This window comes from Actinocorallia populi (assembly GCF_002995495.1).
Classification (GTDB): Bacteria; Actinomycetota; Actinomycetes; order Streptosporangiales; family Streptosporangiaceae; genus Actinocorallia; species Actinocorallia populi.
Window position 1 is genome coordinate 1 of record NZ_PVZV01000013.1, and the last position, 18,816, is coordinate 18,816.

An 18,816-nucleotide genomic window follows, 5' to 3' on the forward strand; every position below is an offset into this window, starting at 1 on the left:
GCGCCGATGGTACTGCACGGGAGACTGTGTGGGAGAGTAGGTCACCGCCGCAATCAACATCAGGAAAGGCCCCGGACATCGTCCGGGGCCTTTCCGCATTTCCAGGAGTGTTTTCTCGTCGTTTCCCGGGCCGGGTGCGGCTGCTGGGAGCGGCCCGGAGGAGCGGTGTCCTCCGGGCCGCGGGGACGTCAGTGCAGGACGCCCAGTTCGGTCAGGCACTTCTCGAGGAGGCTTTCGAGGCGTTCGATCCCGGCCGGCGCCAGGAGCCGTCCGTGTTCCTCCGCGGGCAGCAGGTCGACCACGCACCGCAGGTCCCAGTACGGGTGGTGGTCGTAGTTGCCGCGCACCTGCTCGAAGGCGGCGCCGAACGCGTCGGCGGCCTCGTGTCCGTACCGCAGCAGGAGGCTGCAGCGCATGTGGGCGACGTCGACGCCGATGGGCCCGTAGGAGGCACGGTCCCAGTCGACGATCCCGCACAGCCTCCCGCAGGCCCACAACGAGTTGTCGGGGTGGTAGTCGCGGTGGATGAAGTGCGGGGTGAACTCCGGCTGGGGGTCTGTGGCGACCTCCAGGGCCTTGTCCCAGATCCCGGGGTTGCGGGCGTGGAAGGGCGGCTGGCGGATCTGCAGCCGGTTGTGGGGCGTGTAGGGCGGCATCGTGGTGCCGCCCTTGACGTCGTGCAGGGTCACCAGCGCCGCGGCGAGCTGGATGAGGTACTCGGAGAGGTCCTCGGGCATGGGCCGCGGCTGGTGACCCGGCAGCCGGGTGATGAGCAGCGCAGGGGCGTCACAGCGGCCTCCGGAGGGGTCGGCGGCGATGAGCTGGGGGGTGGGGATCTCGCAGCCGGCCAGCAGGGCCAGGGCGGCTATCTCGCGTTCGGGCGGGAAGTCGGAGTCCCAGTCGGTCCAGCGGCGCAGCACCAGCCGGTGCACGGTGCCGGAGCGGGTCTCGACGAGCAGGGCGTGGTTGGTGTGGCTCGTCCCGCCGGTGATGGGCCGGATGGACTGCACCGCGCTGCCGGGGCCCAGGCACTCGCAGACCCAGCGCAGCGTCGCGTCGCCGGGCGGCCTGCCAAGGGGAAGTGCCCTGGGGATCTGAGCGTCCAGAGAGGCGTTGGCGGTGGTCACGGGTCCATGTAAACGGATGGAGAACGGGCAGAGGAGTGATTTTGCGAAGACCGAACGTAACACTTCACCGGTCGCGCACGTGGCCTTACGGCGCGCTGAGTGCGCACAGCCGCCGCAAGGCCACGTCCGGTGGGTTCCGTTACTCCTTGCCGTCCCGGCGGGGGCGGAGGAGGGCCTCGGCGAGGGCGAGCATCGTCTCTTCGAGGGTGGCGAGGCGCTTGAGGACGTCCTGGTGCACGGCCGACACCTTCTTGCTGACGTCCTCCTGGACGCTGTCGACGCGCTTTCCGAGTTCCGTCTGCACGTACTCCGAGCGCTTGGCGACCTCTTCGTGCACCGCGTCGGAACGCTTGGAGACCTCGTCGTGCACGGCGTCGGAGCGCTTGATGACCTCGTCGAAGACGTTCTCGACACGTTTGGCGACGTCGTCGTGGATGTCGTCGAAACGCTTGGAGATGTCGTCGCGGACGCTCTCGAAGCGGCGTGCGACGTCGTCGTGGGCGCCGTCGAAACGTTTGTTGAAGTCCTCACGGACGCTTCCGACCTGCTTGCCGACGCCTTGCATGGCGTCGTCGACCCGGCGCATCAGGTCGTCCTGTATGCCGTCGACCCGGCGCTTGACCTCCTCCTGGACGGTACGGGTGGTGTCGTCCAGGCGGCGGGCCAGGTCGTGGTGGGCGGCGTCGACGATCTTGGTGATGGTGTCCTCGACCTCGCCCCGGTCGGGGCGGGAGCGCAGCTCCACGATGAGCGGGTCGGTGACCGTGCTGATCTGGCGCTCCAGCTCGTCGAAGCGCTCCTCGTAGTCGGGGGCGGGGCGCTGGGCCAGCTCGGCCAGCCTGCGGTGGACCTCCTTGATCTCCAGCGCGGCGGGGAGCTGGCCCACCCGCTCGCCGAGCGCGTCGAACCGGCTGTCGAAGCCGTCGATCTTGCCGGAGAGGCCTTCGAGGCGCCCGTCGATCCCGTCCAGCCGGCCGGTCAGGCCCTCGACGCGGCCGCCGAGCGCGGACAGCCCCTGGTCGGTGCGCTCGGCCAGATCGCCGAGGGAGCGCTCGACCCGGCCGGTGATGCCGGTGATGGTGTGCTCGAGCTTCTCCGAGCGGTGGCCGAGCTCGGCGAGGGACTTGTCGAGCCGGTTGAAGCGGATGGACGCCGCCTCCATGCTGCCCTGCAGTTTGTCCAGCCACTTGGTCATGTCGGACATGCGCTGGGAGGCGTGCTGGGTGGTGTCCATGAGGGCCTGGAGCCGGGAGAGGCTCTCGTCCACGTTCTCGGCGACGGCGCCGACGTCCGCCCACAGGGCGGGCAGCTCGCCCACCGGCTTGACCCGCTCGCCGACCGCCTCGATGTGCTCGGCGAGCCCCTCGGCCCATTCCGGCGCCCGGCCGGTGAGCTCGTCCATCCTGCCCCGTACGCCGTCGAGCTGGCCGGCCAGGCCGCCGAGCTCGCGTTCCCGCACCTCCCGCAGCAGCCACTCCATGCCCTCGAGCCGCTGGCGGATCTCGTCCAGGACCTGACCTTGTGAACGCGACTCGTACACATGGTCCTGCGCCGCCCTGGCGAGCAACTCCCGCATCCGGTCCGAGACCGGCTGACCCCCCGTCTGCAGGAAGTTGTGATTCGTTTCCACCGGTTGCCCCTTCTTGTGCCCGCCCCGGGAAATTCCGCCGGGGCGCGCAGTGATTTGGAAGACCATACTTTAGTGCTTGATCATGGAAATGCTGAGTCGCGCCGGTTAACGCAGAGAGTTTCAGAGAATCATGGAAATTGCGCGCCCTGGGGCGATGGTCCGATCAGTCCCGGCGGTGGCGGCCCTCGTACGGAGCCGAGAAATGCCCGTTGTACTGCGGCGCGACCAGCGGATATTCAAGATCGAAAACGCTGGTGTCGAGCAGCCGGAAGAGGCTCTGCTCGGTGACGAACACCCCTCTGCAGAACCCGCACTGGGCAATGGTGATTTCACCGTGCTGGTAGCTCGTCATTTCAGCACGGCATTTCGGGCAGAACAAGATCGCCTCGGTCAACGCCGACCCCCCGTCAGGCTGCTGTTTCACCCACACTAGTAACGGCAATGCCGGAATGGCTGCATTGTTTGCCCGATCCTGGTGAGCTCGGCGTCAGCGTTTGGGTTTGGCGCACAGAAGGGCGACGGGGGAGTCGCCCACGCGGGTGAGGACCACGGTGCCGGCGGCCGAACCGGACGCGCAGGCCGGGCGGAGGTCGCGGTGCAGCCGGTCGAGGTCGGCGGCGAACCCGCGTTTCTTGAGCGTCAGCACACCGACGCCGTGGGCGCGCAGCGCGGCCTTGAGGCGCTTGACCGAGAACGGGATCACCTCGTGGACCTCGTAGGCGGCGGTGAAGGGCGTCTCCTTCAGCACGTCCGAGGTGATGTAGGCGATCCGGGGGTCGGCCAGGCCGCCCTCGACCAGCGCCGCGGCCTCGCCGACGAGGTGGGCGCGGATGACGGCGCCGTCCGGCTCGTACAGGTAGCGGCCCCAGGGGCGCACGGGGGGCGTGGACGGCGCGGGATCGGGGTCCAGGGTGTGCGTCAGGCCGCCCCGGAGCAGGGTGGCCCTGCGCGCGGGCCCCCGCGCGAGGCCGCCCAGCCAGATCGCGGCCTCCTTGACCTCGCCCTCGTCGGAGATCCACTCGGCGCACGCGCCCTCGGGGACGGCCTCGTGGGGGATGCCGGGCGCGACCTTGACGCAGCCCGCCGGGGCGCGGGAGGCGATTTCGAGCAGCGCGTCCAGCGGCGGCTCGTAGGCCCTGGGGTCGAACACGCGGCCGCGCGCCGTCCGCCGCCCGGGGTCGGCGAAGACCGCCGCGAAGCCCGCGGGGTCCTGGTCGAGCGCGTCGCCGACCCGGGCGCGGGCGAGCCCGTCGACGCCGAAGGCCGCCAGGTTGGCCGAGGCGACCGCGACGGTCAGCGGGTCGCGGTCCACGCCCGTCCCCTCGACCCCGGCGCGGGCGCGGAAGACGAGATCGGCGCCGACGCCGCAGCACAGCTCCAGCACCGCCCCCGCGCCCCCGGTGAACTCGGCGAACCGGGCGGCCCGGTGGGCGGCGACCGAGGCCCTGGTGGACTGCTCCAGGCCCTGCGGCGTGAAGTACATGCGCGCCGCGTCCGGGCCGAACTTGGCGGCGGCCCTGGCGCGCAGCCGCACCTGGCCGAGGGCCGCGCCGACCAGCTCCGCCGGGTACCGGGAGCGCAGGCGCGAGGCGGTCGCCAGCAGGGCCCGCTCCGAGACGTCCGACGCCGCCGCGGCGTCCAGCGCCTCCCGCCCGGCGGGCGTGAGCAGGGCCTCGAAATCGGCGATCTCCATAAACCCAAGGTAGAGGCTTGAGGGGAGTCCGGTTGACTGTCCGGGAGGCACGGAATAATCTCACGACTGGCACTCTCCTGGTGAGAGTGCCAATGCGACGAGCCCGGTCTGGCACCCGCGACGACAGGCCGGTCGAGGTCGCCTCCTTAAAGCAGACACGCACACTTCACAATCGAAGGGGAGGTTCGACATGTCGACCGCCACCAAGGTTGTTCTCAAGCCGCTCGAGGACCGCATCGTGGTCCAGCCCCTCGAGGCAGAGACCACCACCGCCTCCGGCCTGGTCATCCCGGACACCGCCAAGGAGAAGCCCCAGGAGGGCACCGTCGTGGCCGTGGGCCCCGGCCGGGTCGACGACAAGGGCGCCCGCGTCCCCATGGACGTGGCCGTCGGCGACGTCGTCCTGTACTCCAAGTACGGCGGCACCGAGGTGAAGTACAGCGGCGAGGAGTACCTCGTGCTCTCCGCCCGCGACGTCCTCGCGGTCGTCGAGAAGTAGTCACGGCGGCGCCCCGCCGCACTGAGCGCGGCGGGCGCGCCGATCGGTTTTCGCTCCGCCCCGGCGGCCCCCTGGGCGGCCGGGGCGGAGTCTTCCGACCCGAGGAATGACGAGGAACAGTCGCCATGGCCAAGATCCTGGAATTCGACGAGGGCGCCCGCCGCGCCCTCGAGCGCGGCGTCAACGCGCTCGCCAACGCCGTCAAGGTGACGATCGGCCCGCGTGGCCGCAACGTCGTCATCGACAAGAAGTTCGGCGCCCCCACCATCACGAACGACGGCGTGACCATCGCCCGTGAGGTCGAGCTGGAGGACCCCTACGAGAACCTGGGCGCCCAGCTCGTCAAGGAGGTCGCCACCAAGACCAACGACATCGCCGGCGACGGCACCACCACCGCGACCGTGCTGGCCCAGGCGCTGGTCCGCGAGGGCCTGCGCAACGTGGCCGCCGGCGCCTCGCCGCTGAGCCTCAAGCGCGGCATCGACGTGGCCGCCAAGCACGTCTCCGACCTGCTGCTGAAGTCGGCCACCGAGGTGGACGACAAGGCCTCCATCGCGCACGTGGGCACCATCTCCGCCCAGGACGCCAAGATCGGCGAGCTGATCGCCGAGGCGTTCGACAAGGTGGGCAAGGACGGCGTCATCACCGTCGAGGAGAGCAACACCTTCGGCCTGGAGCTGGAGTTCACCGAGGGCCTGCAGTTCGACAAGGGCTACCTGTCGCCGCACATGGTGACCGACCCCGAGCGCATGGAGGCCGTCCTGGACGACGCCTACGTGCTCGTCGTCGAGGGCAAGATCTCCAGCGTCAACGAGTTCCTGCCGCTGGCCGAGAAGGTCGCGCAGAGCAAGAAGGCGCTGCTGGTCATCGCCGAGGACGTCGAGGGCGAGGCGCTGGCCCTGCTGGTCGCCAACAAGATCCGCGGCACCTTCCTGTCCGTCGCGGTCAAGGCGCCGGGCTTCGGCGACCGCCGCAAGGCCATGCTGGGCGACATCGCCACGCTGACCGGCGGCCAGGTCGTCTCCGAGGCCATCGGCCTCAAGCTCGACAGCGTCGGCCTGGAGGTGCTGGGCTCCGCCCGCCGCATCACCGTCACCAAGGACGCCACCACCATCGTGGACGGCCTGGGCGACGCGCAGGCGATCTCCGACCGGGTCCGCCAGATCAAGGTCGAGATCGACAACAGCGACTCCGACTGGGACCGCGAGAAGCTGCAGGAGCGGCTGGCCAAGCTGGCCGGCGGCGTCTGCGTGCTGCGCGTCGGCGCGGCCACCGAGGTGGAGCTCAAGGAGAAGAAGCACCGCCTGGAGGACGCGATCTCGGCCACCCGCGCCGCGATCGAGGAGGGCATCGTCTCCGGCGGCGGCTCGGCCCTGGCCCACGTGGCCAAGGAGGAGTTCGAGGGCCTGGGCCTGACCGGCGACGAGGCCACCGGCGCCGAGGCGCTGCGCCGCTCGCTGGTCGAGCCGGCCCGCTGGATCGCCGAGAACGCCGGCCAGGAGGGCTACGTCGTCGTCTCCAAGATCCAGGCGCTGCCGACCGGCCACGGCTACAACGCCGCGACCGGCGAGTACGGCGACCTCAAGGCGCAGGGCGTCATCGACCCGGTCAAGGTGACCCGTTCGGCCGTCACCAACGCCGCGTCGATCGCCGGCATGCTGCTGACCACCGAGGCGCTGGTCGTGGAGAAGCCCGAGGAGGAGGCCCCCGCCGCGGGCGGCCACGGCCACGGGCACGGCCACGGGCACTGACCCGCTGACGGAGGACCCCCATGGAACCCGGTTTCCATGGGGGTTTTCTGTATTCAAAACATGGTTTCAACGGACACGGCCCGGCAATGTGACCATTCTGTTGTCGTCACCGGTGAAGACATGAATCATTTCCCTGGGCATAGTGCTCTATGTGACGGAGGCTGCGATCGCCGGGACCGAGAGCGCTCACCTTCTGGTGCCGCGCCAGTCCCGAAGTGGGGAAAGCGAGCCTGACCTGCGGGAACTGGCGAGTCTCGCGGTACAGGGGGATGCCGGGGCCACCGAGGTGCTCATCGGGCGGGTGCGGCCGATGGTGGTGCGTTATTGCCGGGCCCGGCTCGGCCGGGTTTCGGGGCAATATCACGCCGCGGACGATGTGGCGCAGGAAGTGTGCATCGCGGTTCTCTCGGCGTTGCCGAGATATCGCGACATGGGGCGCCCGTTCGCCTCGTTCGTGTTCGGCATCGCGGCGCACAAGATCGCGGACGCGCTGCGCAGCGCCGTCCGCACCGCGGTGCCGACCGAGGACCTGCCCGACGGGCCGGACGAGCGGCCCGGCCCGGAGGAGACCGTCGTGCGGTACCTGGAGGCCGAACAGGCCAGGGACCTGCTGCACCGGCTGCCCGGCCAGCAGCGCGAGCTGGTGCTGCTGCGGGTGGTCGCGGGGCTGTCGGCGGAGGAGACGGGTAATGTGCTCGGCATGACCGCGGGCGCCGTCCGGGTGGCGCAGCACCGGGCGCTGGCGCGCCTGCGTGCGATGGCGGTGGCGATGGAGGAGTCGAGTCGGTGACCACGGGATCCGGGGACGGCGAGCCCGTTGATCTCCGGTCCCTGCGCGCCGTCGACGCCCTGTTCGACCGGCTCGCCGAGCGCAGGTCCGACCCCGCGGGCGAGCAGGACGCCGCCGTGCGGCTGCTGCTGAGCCTGCTGGAGGACGTGGACGCCGCGGAGGAGGCGCCCCGCGTGGCGCCGGAGGCGTGGGAGCCCCTGTGCGCGCCGGGCGCGTCCCGGCGCAGCGGAGGCTCCCTGGGCGTGCGGGCGGCGGTCGCCGTCGGCGTGGCCTCGGCGGTGCTGGCGACGGGCGGGGTCGCGGCCGGCTGGAAGCCGGACGGCGGTCCCCAGTCGGGCCACAGCGCCGGCGCCGGGGTCAAGGGCGGCCCCGCCCCGCCGGAGCGGGGTCAGGAGCGCCCGCCGGACTCCCGGCCCTCCTCGCTGTCGATCACCCCGTCGACGTAGCCCCTGGCGTACTCCCAGGTGACGTAGTCGACCGGGTCGGGGTTGAGGGCCGGCTCGTGCACCCGGGGCTGCCCCTCCTCCAGGAGGTGGCGCAGGTTGCCTCTCAGCAGCTCCCAGTCGATGTAGTGGGTCTTGCCGCAGTCCTCGCACTCCACTGTGAGACCGCGCACACCGAGCGGCTCCAGCAGGGTGCGGAAGACCTCCAGGTCGGTGAGGTCGGCGAGCACGTCCTCGCGCTCCGCCGGGCTCAGCGGAGCGATCTCTTCGAGCTCGCCGAGGGCGGCGGCCGGGTCGTCCGGGTCGCCTGCGAACGGGTCGAGCGGAGTTTCGTCGTGCACGACTCCAAACTACTGCGCCGGGCGTGATGGCGGGAAGTCGCAGGTCCTTCCGGGTGTTACCCCTACCATGGTGTGCAAAGCCCGCAACCCCTGGAGGAAGGCCCAGCGATGAACTCCGCAGCGGAGACCGGAAAGTTCGCCCCCGTGGGCCTGACCTTCGACGACGTGCTCCTCCTGCCGGGGTACTCCGACCTCCAGCCGGGTGAGGCGGACACCACGACCCGGCTGTCCAGAGGTATCACCCTGCGGATACCCCTGGTCTCGGCGGCGATGGACACCGTCACCGAGGACCGCATGGCCATCGCCATGGCCCGCCAGGGCGGCATCGGAGTACTGCACCGCAACCTGTCCATCGAGGACCAGGCCCAGTACGTCGACACGGTCAAGCGCTCCGAGGCCGGCATGATCACCAACCCGGTGACCTGCACGCCGTTCGCCACCCTCGCCGACGTCGAGGAGCTGTGCGCGAGGTACCGCATCTCCGGCGTGCCGGTCACCGACGAGCGCGGGGTGCTGCTGGGCATCGTGACCAACCGCGACACCCGCTTCGAGACCGACATGTCCCGACCGGTGCGCGAGGTCATGACCCCGATGCCGCTGGTCACCGCGCCTGAGGACGTCTCCCGCGAGGAGGCGTTCGCGCTGCTGGCCAAGAACAAGATCGAGAAGCTGCCGCTGATCGACGACGAGGGCAGGCTGCGCGGCCTGATCACCGTCAAGGACTTCGCCAAGACCGAGCGCTACCCCAACGCCACCAAGGACGCCGAGGGCCGCCTGATCGTGGCCGCCGCGGTGGGCGTCGGCGAGGACGCGGTGCGGCGGGCCCAGGCGCTGATCGAGGCCGGGGTGGACGCAATCATCGTGGACACCGCGCACGGCCACTCCAAGGGCGTCGTCGACACCGTCGCCAAGGTCAAGGCCAACTCCCGGGTGCAGGTGATCGGCGGCAACGTGGCCACCTACGCCGGTGCCAAGGCGCTGGTGGACGCCGGCGCGGACGCGGTCAAGGTCGGCGTCGGCCCCGGCTCCATCTGCACCACCCGGGTGGTCGCGGGCGTCGGCGTGCCGCAGATCACCGCGATCCACGAGGCCGCCCGCGCGTGCACCCCCGCCGGCGTGCCGGTGATCGGCGACGGCGGCCTGCAGTACTCCGGCGACATCGGCAAGGCCATCGCGGCCGGCGCCTCGACCGTGATGCTGGGCTCCCTGCTGGCCGGCGTCGAGGAGTCGCCCGGCGACCTGGTCTTCGTGCACGGCAAGCAGTACAAGACCTACCGCGGCATGGGCTCGCTGGGCGCGATGCGCAACCGCGAGCGCGGCCGCTCCTACTCCAAGGACCGCTACGCCCAGGGCGACGTGAACAGCGAGGAGAAGCTGATCCCCGAGGGCGTCGAGGGGCAGGTGCCCTACCGCGGCCCGCTGGCCGCGGTGGCCCACCAGCTGGTCGGCGGCCTGCAGCAGGCCATGTGGTACACCGGCAGCCGCACCATCGGCGAGCTCCAGGAGGGCGGCCGCATGATGCAGATCACCTCGGCGGGCCTGAAGGAGAGCCACCCGCACGACATCCAGATGACCGTGGAGGCCCCGAACTACCAGGGTCGATAGACTCTCTTGGTTCGTTACCCACAGGGTTGCAGAAGGGTCTGATGGTGGCAGCTGAGGTTGAGATCGGACGCGGCAAGAGCGGGCGCCGGGCGTATGCCTTCGACGAGATCGGCATCGTCCCCTCGCGCCGGACGCGCGACCCCGAGGAGGTCAGCGTCGCCTGGCAGATCGACGCCTACCGGTTCGAGATCCCGCTGCTGGTCGCGCCGATGGACAGCGTGGTCAGCCCGGCCACGGCGATCGCGGTCGGCCGGCTGGGCGGTCTGGGGGTGCTCGACCTCGAGGGCCTGTGGACCCGCTACGACGACCCCGAGCCGCTGCTGGCCGAGATCGCGGACCTGCCCGACGAGCAGGCCACCCGGCGGCTCCAGGAGGTCTACCAGGAGCCGATCAAGGAGGAGCTGATCGGGCGGCGGATCGCGGAGATCCGGGAGGCAGGGGTCACCGTGGCGGCCTCCCTGTCGCCGCAGCGCACCGCCCGCTACTCCAAGGCGGTCGTGGACGCCGGGGTCGATCTCTTCGTCATCCGCGGCACCACGGTCTCGGCCGAGCACGTCTCGGGCCGCGCCGAGCCGCTGAACCTCAAGCAGTTCATCTACGAGCTGGACGTGCCGGTGATCGTCGGCGGCTGCGCCACCTACCAGGCGGCCCTGCACCTGATGCGCACCGGCGCGGCGGGCGTGCTGGTCGGCTTCGGCGGCGGCTCGGCCCACACCACCCGCGACGTGCTGGGCGTGGCGGTCCCCATGGCGACCGCGGTGGCGGACGTCGCGGCGGCCCGCCGCGACTACATGGACGAGTCCGGCGGCCGGTACGTGCACGTGATCGCCGACGGCGGCATGCGCTCGTCCGGCCACATCGCCACGGCCATCGCCTGCGGCGCGGACGCGGTGATGATCGGCTCGCCGATCGCACGGGCGGCCGAGGCGCCGGGCCGCGGCCACCACTGGGGCAGCGAGGCCCACCACGGCGACGTGCCGCGCGGCACGCGGTTGTCGCTGGGCACGATCGGCACCCTGGAGCAGATCCTGTTCGGCCCCTCGCACGTGGCGGACGGCTCGATGAACCTCATCGGCGCCCTGCGGCGGGCGATGGCGACCTCCGGCTACACCGAGGTGAAGGACTTCCAGCGCGTCCAGGTGGTCGTCGAGGACAGGTAGCACGGCCCGCGGGCGGGGGCGTCCCGGACGCCGCCCCGCCCGAGGCCCGCCGCCGGCGGACGGACGCCCGCAGGCACGTGCCGGGCGGTCCGACCGCACCTGTTCCCCGCACGTTGCGGGACTTTTGGTTACCGATCGGTAATGATGGGCAGTGGCGGGGTTGCGCGCCCTTCCGGCATGGGAAGGGACAGACCGCGGGAACCTGAGCGGGGGAACGGCATGATCGGACTGGGCAGCTCGAGGCTGGGGCCGCAGGAGCGCGAGACCGCGCTGGAGCGGATGGCCGCCGAGGAGTTCGACGTCGTCGTGGTCGGCGGCGGCATCACCGGCGCCGGGGTGGCCCTCGACGCCGCCACCCGCGGCCTGAAGGTCGCGCTCGTGGAGGCCAGGGACTTCGCCTCGGGCACCTCCTCGCGCTCCTCCAAACTGATCCACGGCGGGCTGCGCTACCTGGAGCAGTACAACTTCGACCTGGTGCGCGAGGCGCTCACCGAACGGGGCCTGCTGCTCCAGGTGATCGCGCCGCACCTGGTGCGGCCCGTGCCGTTCCTCTTCCCGCTGACCCACCGGGCCTGGGAGCGCTTCTACATCGGGGCCGGCGTGGCGCTGTACGACACGCTCTCGTTCTCGATGCGGGCGGCGCGGGGCGTGCCCGCGCACCGGCACCTGAGCCGCCGCCAGGCGCTGAAGGTGGCGCCCTCCCTGCGCAGGACGTCGTTCACCGGGGCGGTGCAGTACTGGGACGCGCAGGTCGACGACGCGCGCTACGTGATGACGGCGCTGCGGACCGCCGCCGCGTACGGGACGGAGATCGCCTCCCGCACCGAGTGCGTGGGCTTCCTCCGCGAGGGCGAGCGGGTCACCGGGGTGCGCGTCCGCGACCTGGAGGGCGGCCGGGAGCTCGAGGTCAGGGCGCGGCAGGTGGTCAACGCCACCGGGGTGTGGACCGACGACATCCAGCACCTCGTCGGCGGCCGCGGCCGGATCCACGTCAAGGCGTCCAAGGGCATCCACCTGGTGGTGCCGCGGGACAGGATCCACAGCGCCTCGGGGATCATCATCCGCACCGAGAAGTCCGTCCTGTTCGTCATCCCGTGGGGCCGGCACTGGATCGTCGGGACGACCGACACCACCTGGACGTTCGACAAGGCGCACCCCGCCGCGTCCAAGGCCGACATCGACTACCTGCTCGAACACGTGAACGCCTTCCTCAACGTCCCGCTCACCCCCGACGACGTGGAGGGCGTCTACGCGGGGCTGCGCCCGCTGCTGTCGGGGGAGTCGGAGGAGACGTCCAAGCTCTCCCGCGAGCACGTCGTGGCCCACCCCGTGCCCGGCCTGGTGATGATCGCCGGAGGCAAGTACACGACGTACCGGGTGATGGCCAAGGACGCCGTGGACGCCGTCGCGCACGGGCTGGACGGCCGCGTCGCGCCCTCCTGCACCGACCGCGTCACGCTGGTGGGGGGATCGGGCTACCAGGCGCTGTGGAACTCCCGGCGTCGGCTGGCCGCCTCTTCCGGCCTGCACGTGGCGCGCATCGAGCACCTCCTGCACCGGTACGGCACCCTCATCGAGGACCTGCTGGAGCTGGTCGCCGAACGCCCCGACCTGGCCGCCCCGCTGGCCGGGGCCGACGACTACCTGCGCGCCGAGGTCGTCTACGCCGCCACCCACGAGGGCGCGCGGCATCTCAACGACATCCTGTCGCGGCGCACCCGGATCTCCTTCGAGACCTGGGACCGCGGCCTGGGCGCCGCCGAGGAGGCCGCGGCCCTGGTCGCCCCGATCCTCGGCTGGACCAAGGAGGAGACCGAACGGGAGCTGGAGCACTACGCCCAGCGGGTGCACGCCGAGCGGGCCTCCCAGACGTCGGAGAACGACCAGGAGGCCGACGCGCTGCGCCGCGGCGTCCCGGACCTCGTGCCCACCACCGGCGCGGCGGGCGAGCCGGTCAGGTGACGTCGACGATCGGCAGCCGGTAGGCGGCCGGGGCCGTGGCGGGGACCACGGGGTTCTTCGGGACGACGGGGGAGAGCCTGCGGTAGGGCTCGTGCTGGGCCGGGCGGGCGTCGGGCTCGCCGCGGTTGGGCCACAAGGCCATGGCGCGCTCGGCCTGGGCGGTGATGGTCAGGGACGGGTTGACGCCCAGGTTCGCCGAGATCGTCGAGCCGTCCACCACGTGCAGGCCGCGGTGGCCGTACAGGCGGTGGTAGGGGTCGATGACGCCGGTCTGCGGGGAGTCGCCGATCACGCAGCCGCCGATGAAGTGCGCGGTCAGCGGGATGTCGAACAGGTCGCCCCAGCTGCCGCCGGGCATGCCGCCGGTCTCCTCGGCCATCATCCGCACGGCCTCGTGGCCGACGGGGATCCAGGTCGGGTTGGGCTCGCCGTGGCCGGGCCGGGCCCGGAGGTCCCAGCCGAACAGGCCCTTCTTGCCCTCGACGGTGAGGGAGTTGTCGCGGGTCTGCATGACCAGGGCGATGACCGTGCGCTGCGACCAGCGGCGCAGGTTGGGCAGCCGGGCCAGGTCCCACGGGCGGGCGGCGACCTCGCCGAGGAACTTCAGCCAGCGGGGCCTGCCGCCGCCGTCGATGAGCAGGGAGCGCACCATGCCCATCAGGTTGGAGCCGTGGCCGTACCGGACGGGTTCGATGTGGGTCTGCTCGTCCGGGTGGAACGACGAGGTGATGGCCACGCCCTTGGAGTAGTCCTCGCCCTCGGCCGAGAACCGCTCCGCACCCAGGATCGCCTCGGAGTTGGTGCGGGTCAGCACCCCGAGGTTGTCGGAGATGTGCGGGAGCGACTTCTTCGCCTTGAGCTTGTGCAGCAGCTTCTGCGTGCCGTACGTGCCGGCGGAGAAGACGACCTGCTCGGCGGTGAGCGTCCTGCGATTGCGTCCGAAGGACCCGGTGCGGACGATGTCGACGGCGTACCCGCCCTCGACCGGCCGCACGTCCGTGACCCGGGACAGCGGCATGATGCGCGCCCCGGCCTTCTCCGCCAGGTAGAGGTAGTTCTCGGTGAGCATGTTCTTGGCGCCGTGGCGGCAGCCCGTCATGCACTCGCCGCACTGCGTGCAGCCCTTGCGCCCGGGGCCCTGGCCGCCGAAGTACGGGTCCTCGTGCTCGGCTCCGCCGTGCTTGCCGAAGAAGACGCCCACGGGCGTCAGCCGGAAGGTGTCGGCCTTGCCCATGCGCTCGGCGACCCGCTTGATGACCCTGTCGGCGGGCGTCATCGCCGGGTTCTGCACGACGCCCAGCATGCGCTTGGCCTGGTCGTAGTAGGGGGAGAGCTCGGCCTCCCAGTCGGTGATGTGCGCCCACTGCCGGTCCTGGAAGAACGGCTTCGGCGGGACGTACAGCGTGTTGGCGTACACCAGCGAGCCGCCGCCCACCCCGGCGCCGGCCAGCACGGTGACCATGCCGCCCTTCCTGCCGCGCACCAGGTGGAGGCGCTGGATGCCGGTGAGCCCCAGCGCGGGCGCCCACACGTAGGAGGACAGGCGCCAGCTGGTCTTGGGCAGCGGCCGGTGGACGGTGTCCTCGCCGCGGGTGTCGAAGCGGCGGCCCGCCTCGATGACGCCGACCTTGTAGCCCTTCTCGGTGAGGCGCAGCGCGGTGACGCTGCCGCCGAACCCCGAGCCGATGACGAGAACGTCGTAGTTCATGGGGGCCGCCCTCACTTGAGCCGAAGGCGCTTGAGCGTCTTGAGGGAGGCGGTGAGCAGGTCGGCGTACCTGGCGTACGGGACGCCGGGAGGGGCGTCCAGCTCCATGAACCGGCTGGCGGCGAGCGTCTGCACCTCGGTGTACTTCAGCAGTCCCTCGGCGCCGTGGCGGCGGCCGACACCGGACTGCTTCATGCCGCCCATGGGGGCGTCGTGGGAGGCCATGGCCGCGCCGTAGCCCTCGTTGACGTTGACCGTGCCGGCCTGGATCCGGGAGCCGACGCGGCGGCCGCGGGCGTGGTCGCGCGTCCAGACCGAGGCGTTCAGGCCGTAGCGGGTGTCGTTGGCCCGCTCGATCGCCTCCTCCTCGGTGGCGAACCGGTAGACGCTGACGACGGGCCCGAACGTCTCGTCGGCGCACAGGTCCATCTCGGTGGTGACCCCGGTGAGGATGGTCGGCTCGTAGAACAGCGGGCCGAGGTCGGGCCGGGCCCTGCCGCCCGCGACGACCGTCGCCCCGGCCGCGACGGCCTGCTCGACGTGCGCGGTGACGGCCTCGAGCTGGCGCCGGTGGGTCAGCGAGCCCATCTGCGGCTCGAAGTCCAGGGACGAGCCGAGCTTCATCGCCTTGGTCTCGGCGGCGAACTTCGCGAGGAAGGCGTCGTGGACCTTCTCGTGGACCAGCAGCCGCTCGATGGAGATGCACAGCTGCCCGGCGTTGCTGAAGCACGCCCGGACGGCGCCGCGGGCGGCCTTGTCCAGGTCGGCGTCCTCCAGGACGATCATCGGGTTCTTGCCGCCGAGCTCCAGCGAGTAGCCGATGAGCCGGGGCGCGGCCTTCTCGGCGATGAGCCGTCCGGCGCGGGTGGAGCCGGTGAAGGCGATGTAGTCGGCGCCCTCGATGAGGGCGTCGCCGATCTCGCCGGGCTCGCCGAGGACGACCTGCCACAGGTCGCGGGGCAGCCCGCACTCGATCATCAGGTCGACGCACCACAGCACGCTCAGCGCGGTCTGGGTGTCGGGCTTGTGCACGACGGCGTTGCCGGCCAGCAGCGCCGGGATGGTGTCGCCGACGCCCATGCTGATGGGGTAGTTCCACGGGGTGATCATGCCGACCACGCCCTTGGGCTGGCGGTACTCGTAGGTCTTCACGGCCAGCGGGAAGGCGCCCTGGCGGCGCTTGGGCGCCAGCAGCCCGGCGGCGCGGCGGGCGTAGTACAGCGGGCCGAGGGTGACGTCCAGGAACTCCTCGAAGGCGTGGCGGCGGGCCTTCCCCGTCTCCCACTGCAGGATGTCCAGGATCTCGTCGCGGCGGGCGATGAACGCGTCGACGAAGCGCAGGACGGTCTCGGAGCGCGCCGCGGGGGAGCGCCGGGCCCACTCGCGCTGGGCGGCGCGGGCCTTGGCGTAGGCATTCTCCACGTCCTGGGCGGTGGAGAGCGGCAGGGTGGCCAGGGGGTCGCCGGTGAACGGCGCGTTGATCACGGTGGCGGCTCCGGAGGAGTTCACCAGGCCGGTGACCCTGGCGATGACAGCGTCGGGCAGGGGGCGGGAGGAAGCCGTCTGGGTTGCCATGCCGGTCAGCATATGACCGAGCGGCCAGATTTGGATACCCGCAGGTAACCCAAAATGGCCACCCGGTCATTGTGGAACGGCTCACTATTTTGGACCGGTCCACATCCGGAAAGACGAGAAAGACCGGTGCCGTCCGGTGTATCTGGAAGAGGAGAATCTCAGGGAGGGGTACGCATGGCTGCTTCCACACGACGGAACGGGAAAGCCGGCCGCCAGGAGAAGCGGACACGGACCCGCAACGCGCTCCTGGACGCCGCGCAGCGGTTGTGGGCCGAACGCGGCATCCACGGGGCGTCCCTGGACGACATCGCCGGCGCGGCCGGACTCACCAAGGGCGCGGTGTACTCCAACTTCACCGGCAAGGCCGACCTGCTCTTCGCCCTCCTGGAGCGCTGCACCACCCACGGCGAGGGCCTGGGCCGGCGCTGGGACGGCGACGACGACGAGGACCGGCTGCTGGGCCAGCTCCTGGTGGAGTTCTGGCTGTACGGCATGCGCGACTACTCGGCGGGCTGGCGGATCGCCGACTGGTACCAGTGCCAGCGCGCCGAGCTGGCCGAGCGGCTGGAACGCGACACGCCGCCCGGAACGGAACCGGACGGCGTGGAGCCGGGCGGGGAGCCGGCCGGCGGGCCCGGCCTGCCGGCGCAGGAGCGCGCGATCCTCGCCATGGCGATGGAGCTCGGACTGGCCCTGCAGCACCTGCTGGACCCCGACCGGATGCCGGCCGGGGTCTACGACAGGGCGATGCGGCTGGTGCTGGGCCAGGCGCCTACTCCCACTCGATAGTGCCCGGGGGCTTGCTGGTGACGTCCAGCACCACGCGGTTGACCTCGCGCACCTCGTTGGTGATCCGGGTGGAGATGCGCTCCAGCAGGTCGTAGGGCAGGCGCGACCAGTCGGCGGTCATCGCGTCCTCGCTGCTGACCGGGCGCAGCACCACCGGGTGGCCGTAGGTGCGGCCGTCGCCCTGCACGCCCACCGAGCGCACGTCGGCCAGCAGCACGACCGGGAACTGCCACACGTCGCGGTCGAGCCCGGCGCGGGTCAGCTCCTCGCGGGCGATCGCGTCGGCCTCGCGCAGCAGGTCCAGCCGCTCCCTGGTGACCTCGCCGATGATGCGGATGCCCAGGCCGGGGCCGGGGAAGGGCTGGCGCCAGACGATCTCCGGCGGCAGGCCGAGCTGCTCGCCCAGCGCCCGCACCTCGTCCTTGAACAACGTGCGCAGCGGCTCGATCAGGGAGAACCTCAGGTCCTCGGGCAGGCCGCCGACGTTGTGGTGGGACTTGATGTTGGCGGCGCCGGTGCCGCCGCCGGACTCCACCACGTCGGGGTACAGGGTGCCCTGGACCAGGAACTCCACGTCCTCGGCGGCGGAGATCTCGCGGGCCGCCGCCTCGAAGACCCGGATGAACTCCCGGCCGATGATCTTGCGCTTCTCCTCGGGGTCGGTCACCCCGGCCAGCGCGGACAGGAAGCGCTCCTCGGCGTCCACCACGTGCAGCTTCACGCCGGTGGACGCGACGAAGTCCTTCTCGACCTGCTCGGACTCGTTCTTGCGCATCAGGCCGTGGTCGACGTACACGCAGGTCAGCTGGTCGCCGATGGCGCGCTGGACCAGCGCGGCGGCCACCGCGGAGTCCACGCCGCCCGACAGGCCGCAGATGGCGTGCTTGTCGCCGACCTGGCGGCGGATCCGCTCGATCGACTCCTCGGCGATGTTGACCATCGTCCAGGTGGGGCGGACCCCCGCCAGCTCCAGGAAGCGCTTCATCACCGTCCTGCCGTGCTCGGTGTGCATCACCTCGGGGTGGAACTGCACGCCGTACAGGCCGGCCTCGGGGTTCTCGAAGGCGGCGATGGGGGTGACGGCCGTGGTCGCGGTGACCGTGAAGCCCTCGGGGGCGCGGCTGGCGTAGGTGCCGTGCGACATCCACACCTTCTGCGCCACGGGCAGGCCCTCGAACAGCGAGCCGCCCAGCACGTCCAGGTCGGTGCGGCCGTACTCGGCGACGTCGGTGCGCTCGACCACGCCGCCCAGGGTCTGGGCCATCGCCTGGAAGCCGTAGCAGATGCCCAGGACCGGGACGCCCGAGGTGAACATGTCCTCGGGCACCGCGGGGGCGCCCGGCTCGTACACCGAGGAGGGCCCGCCGGACAGGATGATCGCCTTGGGCCTCTTGGCCAGCATCTCGCTGACGGGCATGGTGGACGGCACGATCTCGCTGAACACGTGGCATTCCCGGACACGCCGGGCGATCAGCTGCGCATACTGCGCGCCGAAGTCAACGACGAGAACAGTGTCGAACGACTGTTCGGTCACGGGCACGGGAGAGCCTTTCGCGGCGAAGACAGGGAGTGGCCCCAGTCTACGGGCTCCCACCGTGCGTGAACGCTGCTCCCCAGGTGCCCGGAACGTTAAAGGTCCGCCGGTTTTCTCCAGGTACTTTCTTGTACATTCGTCATCAACCTCCCCCCCGGTAGGAACCTGAGCCCCCCGCCTCCCCCGAACGCCCGATCCCCCGAGGAGCCC

At 71.2% G+C, this 18,816-nt stretch carries 16 protein-coding genes; 8 read left to right on the forward strand and 8 right to left on the reverse strand.

The annotated features are described in order from the left end of the window. Positions 1 to 188 precede the first annotated feature (188 nt). The 4 genes from C2865_RS36835 to C2865_RS36850 all read right to left on the reverse strand — a co-directional run bounded on the left by C2865_RS36835 (position 189) and on the right by C2865_RS36850 (position 4,450). Positions 189 to 1,127 carry an aminoglycoside phosphotransferase family protein gene (locus C2865_RS36835; protein ID WP_232836018.1) on the reverse strand — a complete coding sequence of 313 codons (939 nt, stop codon included), beginning with the start codon at positions 1,125 to 1,127 and terminating at the stop codon, positions 189 to 191. 139 nt (positions 1,128 to 1,266) lie between these two features. Next, a complete protein-coding gene (locus C2865_RS36840) occupies positions 1,267 to 2,757 on the reverse strand; it encodes a coiled-coil domain-containing protein (RefSeq protein ID WP_157964068.1) in 1,491 nt (496 codons plus the stop codon). A gap of 163 nt (positions 2,758 to 2,920) precedes the next feature. Continuing rightward, complete coding sequence (locus tag C2865_RS36845) at positions 2,921 to 3,151, reverse strand: TFIIB-type zinc ribbon-containing protein (RefSeq protein ID WP_157964069.1); 231 nt, start codon at positions 3,149 to 3,151, stop codon at positions 2,921 to 2,923. Between the two features lie 93 nt (positions 3,152 to 3,244). Beyond that, positions 3,245 to 4,450, reverse strand: a complete 1,206-nt coding sequence (locus C2865_RS36850; RefSeq protein ID WP_106403408.1) for a class I SAM-dependent methyltransferase — start codon at positions 4,448 to 4,450, stop codon at positions 3,245 to 3,247. A 190-nt stretch (positions 4,451 to 4,640) separates the two neighbouring features. On the opposite strand from C2865_RS36850, the gene groES reads away from it, so the two are divergent. The 4 genes from groES to C2865_RS36870 all read left to right on the forward strand — a co-directional run bounded on the left by groES (position 4,641) and on the right by C2865_RS36870 (position 7,936). Continuing rightward, the gene (groES, locus tag C2865_RS36855) at positions 4,641 to 4,949 is read left to right on the forward strand and encodes a co-chaperone GroES (protein WP_106403409.1); all 309 of its coding nucleotides are present in this window, start codon (positions 4,641 to 4,643) and stop codon (positions 4,947 to 4,949) included. Positions 4,950 to 5,074: 125 nt separating this feature from the next. Then, entirely contained in the window at positions 5,075 to 6,700 is a 1,626-nt protein-coding gene (gene groL, locus C2865_RS36860; RefSeq protein WP_106403410.1) for a chaperonin GroEL, read from the forward strand. 193 nt (positions 6,701 to 6,893) lie between these two features. Continuing rightward, positions 6,894 to 7,490, forward strand: coding sequence for a sigma-70 family RNA polymerase sigma factor (locus C2865_RS36865; RefSeq protein ID WP_232836033.1), 597 nt, complete (start codon positions 6,894 to 6,896; stop codon positions 7,488 to 7,490). Then, positions 7,487 to 7,936 (forward strand): hypothetical protein, encoded by a 450-nt coding sequence (locus C2865_RS36870; protein WP_106403411.1) that lies wholly within the window; start codon positions 7,487 to 7,489, stop codon positions 7,934 to 7,936. The genes C2865_RS36865 and C2865_RS36870 overlap by 4 nt, the downstream gene beginning before the upstream one ends. On the opposite strand, the gene C2865_RS36875 is transcribed toward C2865_RS36870, so the two are convergent. Further along, entirely contained in the window at positions 7,879 to 8,274 is a 396-nt protein-coding gene (locus C2865_RS36875) for a DUF5319 domain-containing protein (RefSeq protein WP_106403412.1), read from the reverse strand. The genes C2865_RS36870 and C2865_RS36875 overlap by 58 nt on opposite strands. A gap of 108 nt (positions 8,275 to 8,382) precedes the next feature. Between C2865_RS36875 and guaB the strand changes: the two genes are divergently transcribed. The 3 genes from guaB (at position 8,383) to glpD (ending at position 13,001) form a co-directional block, all read left to right on the forward strand. After that, positions 8,383 to 9,879 (forward strand): IMP dehydrogenase, encoded by a 1,497-nt coding sequence (gene guaB, locus C2865_RS36880; protein WP_106403413.1) that lies wholly within the window; start codon positions 8,383 to 8,385, stop codon positions 9,877 to 9,879. Between the two features lie 44 nt (positions 9,880 to 9,923). Next, complete coding sequence (locus tag C2865_RS36885; protein ID WP_232836019.1) at positions 9,924 to 11,039, forward strand: GuaB3 family IMP dehydrogenase-related protein; 1,116 nt, start codon at positions 9,924 to 9,926, stop codon at positions 11,037 to 11,039. Positions 11,040 to 11,258: 219 nt separating this feature from the next. Next, complete coding sequence (glpD, locus tag C2865_RS36890; protein WP_106403415.1) at positions 11,259 to 13,001, forward strand: glycerol-3-phosphate dehydrogenase; 1,743 nt, start codon at positions 11,259 to 11,261, stop codon at positions 12,999 to 13,001. Here glpD and C2865_RS36895 read toward each other — a convergent pair. Next, on the reverse strand, positions 12,994 to 14,709 hold the full coding sequence (locus tag C2865_RS36895; RefSeq protein ID WP_106403416.1) for a GMC family oxidoreductase N-terminal domain-containing protein: 1,716 nt from the start codon (positions 14,707 to 14,709) through the stop codon (positions 12,994 to 12,996). The genes glpD and C2865_RS36895 overlap by 8 nt on opposite strands. An 11-nt stretch (positions 14,710 to 14,720) precedes the next feature. Next, the gene (locus tag C2865_RS36900) at positions 14,721 to 16,283 is read right to left on the reverse strand and encodes a succinic semialdehyde dehydrogenase (protein WP_106403531.1); all 1,563 of its coding nucleotides are present in this window, start codon (positions 16,281 to 16,283) and stop codon (positions 14,721 to 14,723) included. A 174-nt stretch (positions 16,284 to 16,457) separates the two neighbouring features. Between C2865_RS36900 and C2865_RS36905 the strand changes: the two genes are divergently transcribed. Further along, positions 16,458 to 17,072 (forward strand): TetR/AcrR family transcriptional regulator, encoded by a 615-nt coding sequence (locus C2865_RS36905; RefSeq protein WP_106403417.1) that lies wholly within the window; start codon positions 16,458 to 16,460, stop codon positions 17,070 to 17,072. On the opposite strand, the gene guaA is transcribed toward C2865_RS36905, so the two are convergent. After that, positions 17,056 to 18,612 carry a glutamine-hydrolyzing GMP synthase gene (gene guaA / locus C2865_RS36910; protein WP_106403418.1) on the reverse strand — a complete coding sequence of 519 codons (1,557 nt, stop codon included), beginning with the start codon at positions 18,610 to 18,612 and terminating at the stop codon, positions 17,056 to 17,058. The two genes, C2865_RS36905 and guaA, sit on opposite strands and share 17 nt — an antisense overlap. Positions 18,613 to 18,816 lie beyond the last annotated feature (204 nt).

Coding starts and splice junctions, on each gene's coding strand:
- C2865_RS36850 (WP_106403408.1), bottom strand. CDS start 4,450: ATGGAGATCGCCGATTTCGAGGCCCTGCTCACGCCCGCCGGGCGGGAG.
- groES (WP_106403409.1), top strand. CDS start 4,641: ATGTCGACCGCCACCAAGGTTGTTCTCAAGCCGCTCGAGGACCGCATC.
- groL (WP_106403410.1), top strand. CDS start 5,075: ATGGCCAAGATCCTGGAATTCGACGAGGGCGCCCGCCGCGCCCTCGAG.
- guaB (WP_106403413.1), top strand. CDS start 8,383: ATGAACTCCGCAGCGGAGACCGGAAAGTTCGCCCCCGTGGGCCTGACC.
- glpD (WP_106403415.1), top strand. CDS start 11,259: ATGATCGGACTGGGCAGCTCGAGGCTGGGGCCGCAGGAGCGCGAGACC.
- C2865_RS36895 (WP_106403416.1), bottom strand. CDS start 14,709: ATGAACTACGACGTTCTCGTCATCGGCTCGGGGTTCGGCGGCAGCGTC.
- C2865_RS36900 (WP_106403531.1), bottom strand. CDS start 16,283: ATGGCAACCCAGACGGCTTCCTCCCGCCCCCTGCCCGACGCTGTCATC.
- C2865_RS36905 (WP_106403417.1), top strand. CDS start 16,458: ATGGCTGCTTCCACACGACGGAACGGGAAAGCCGGCCGCCAGGAGAAG.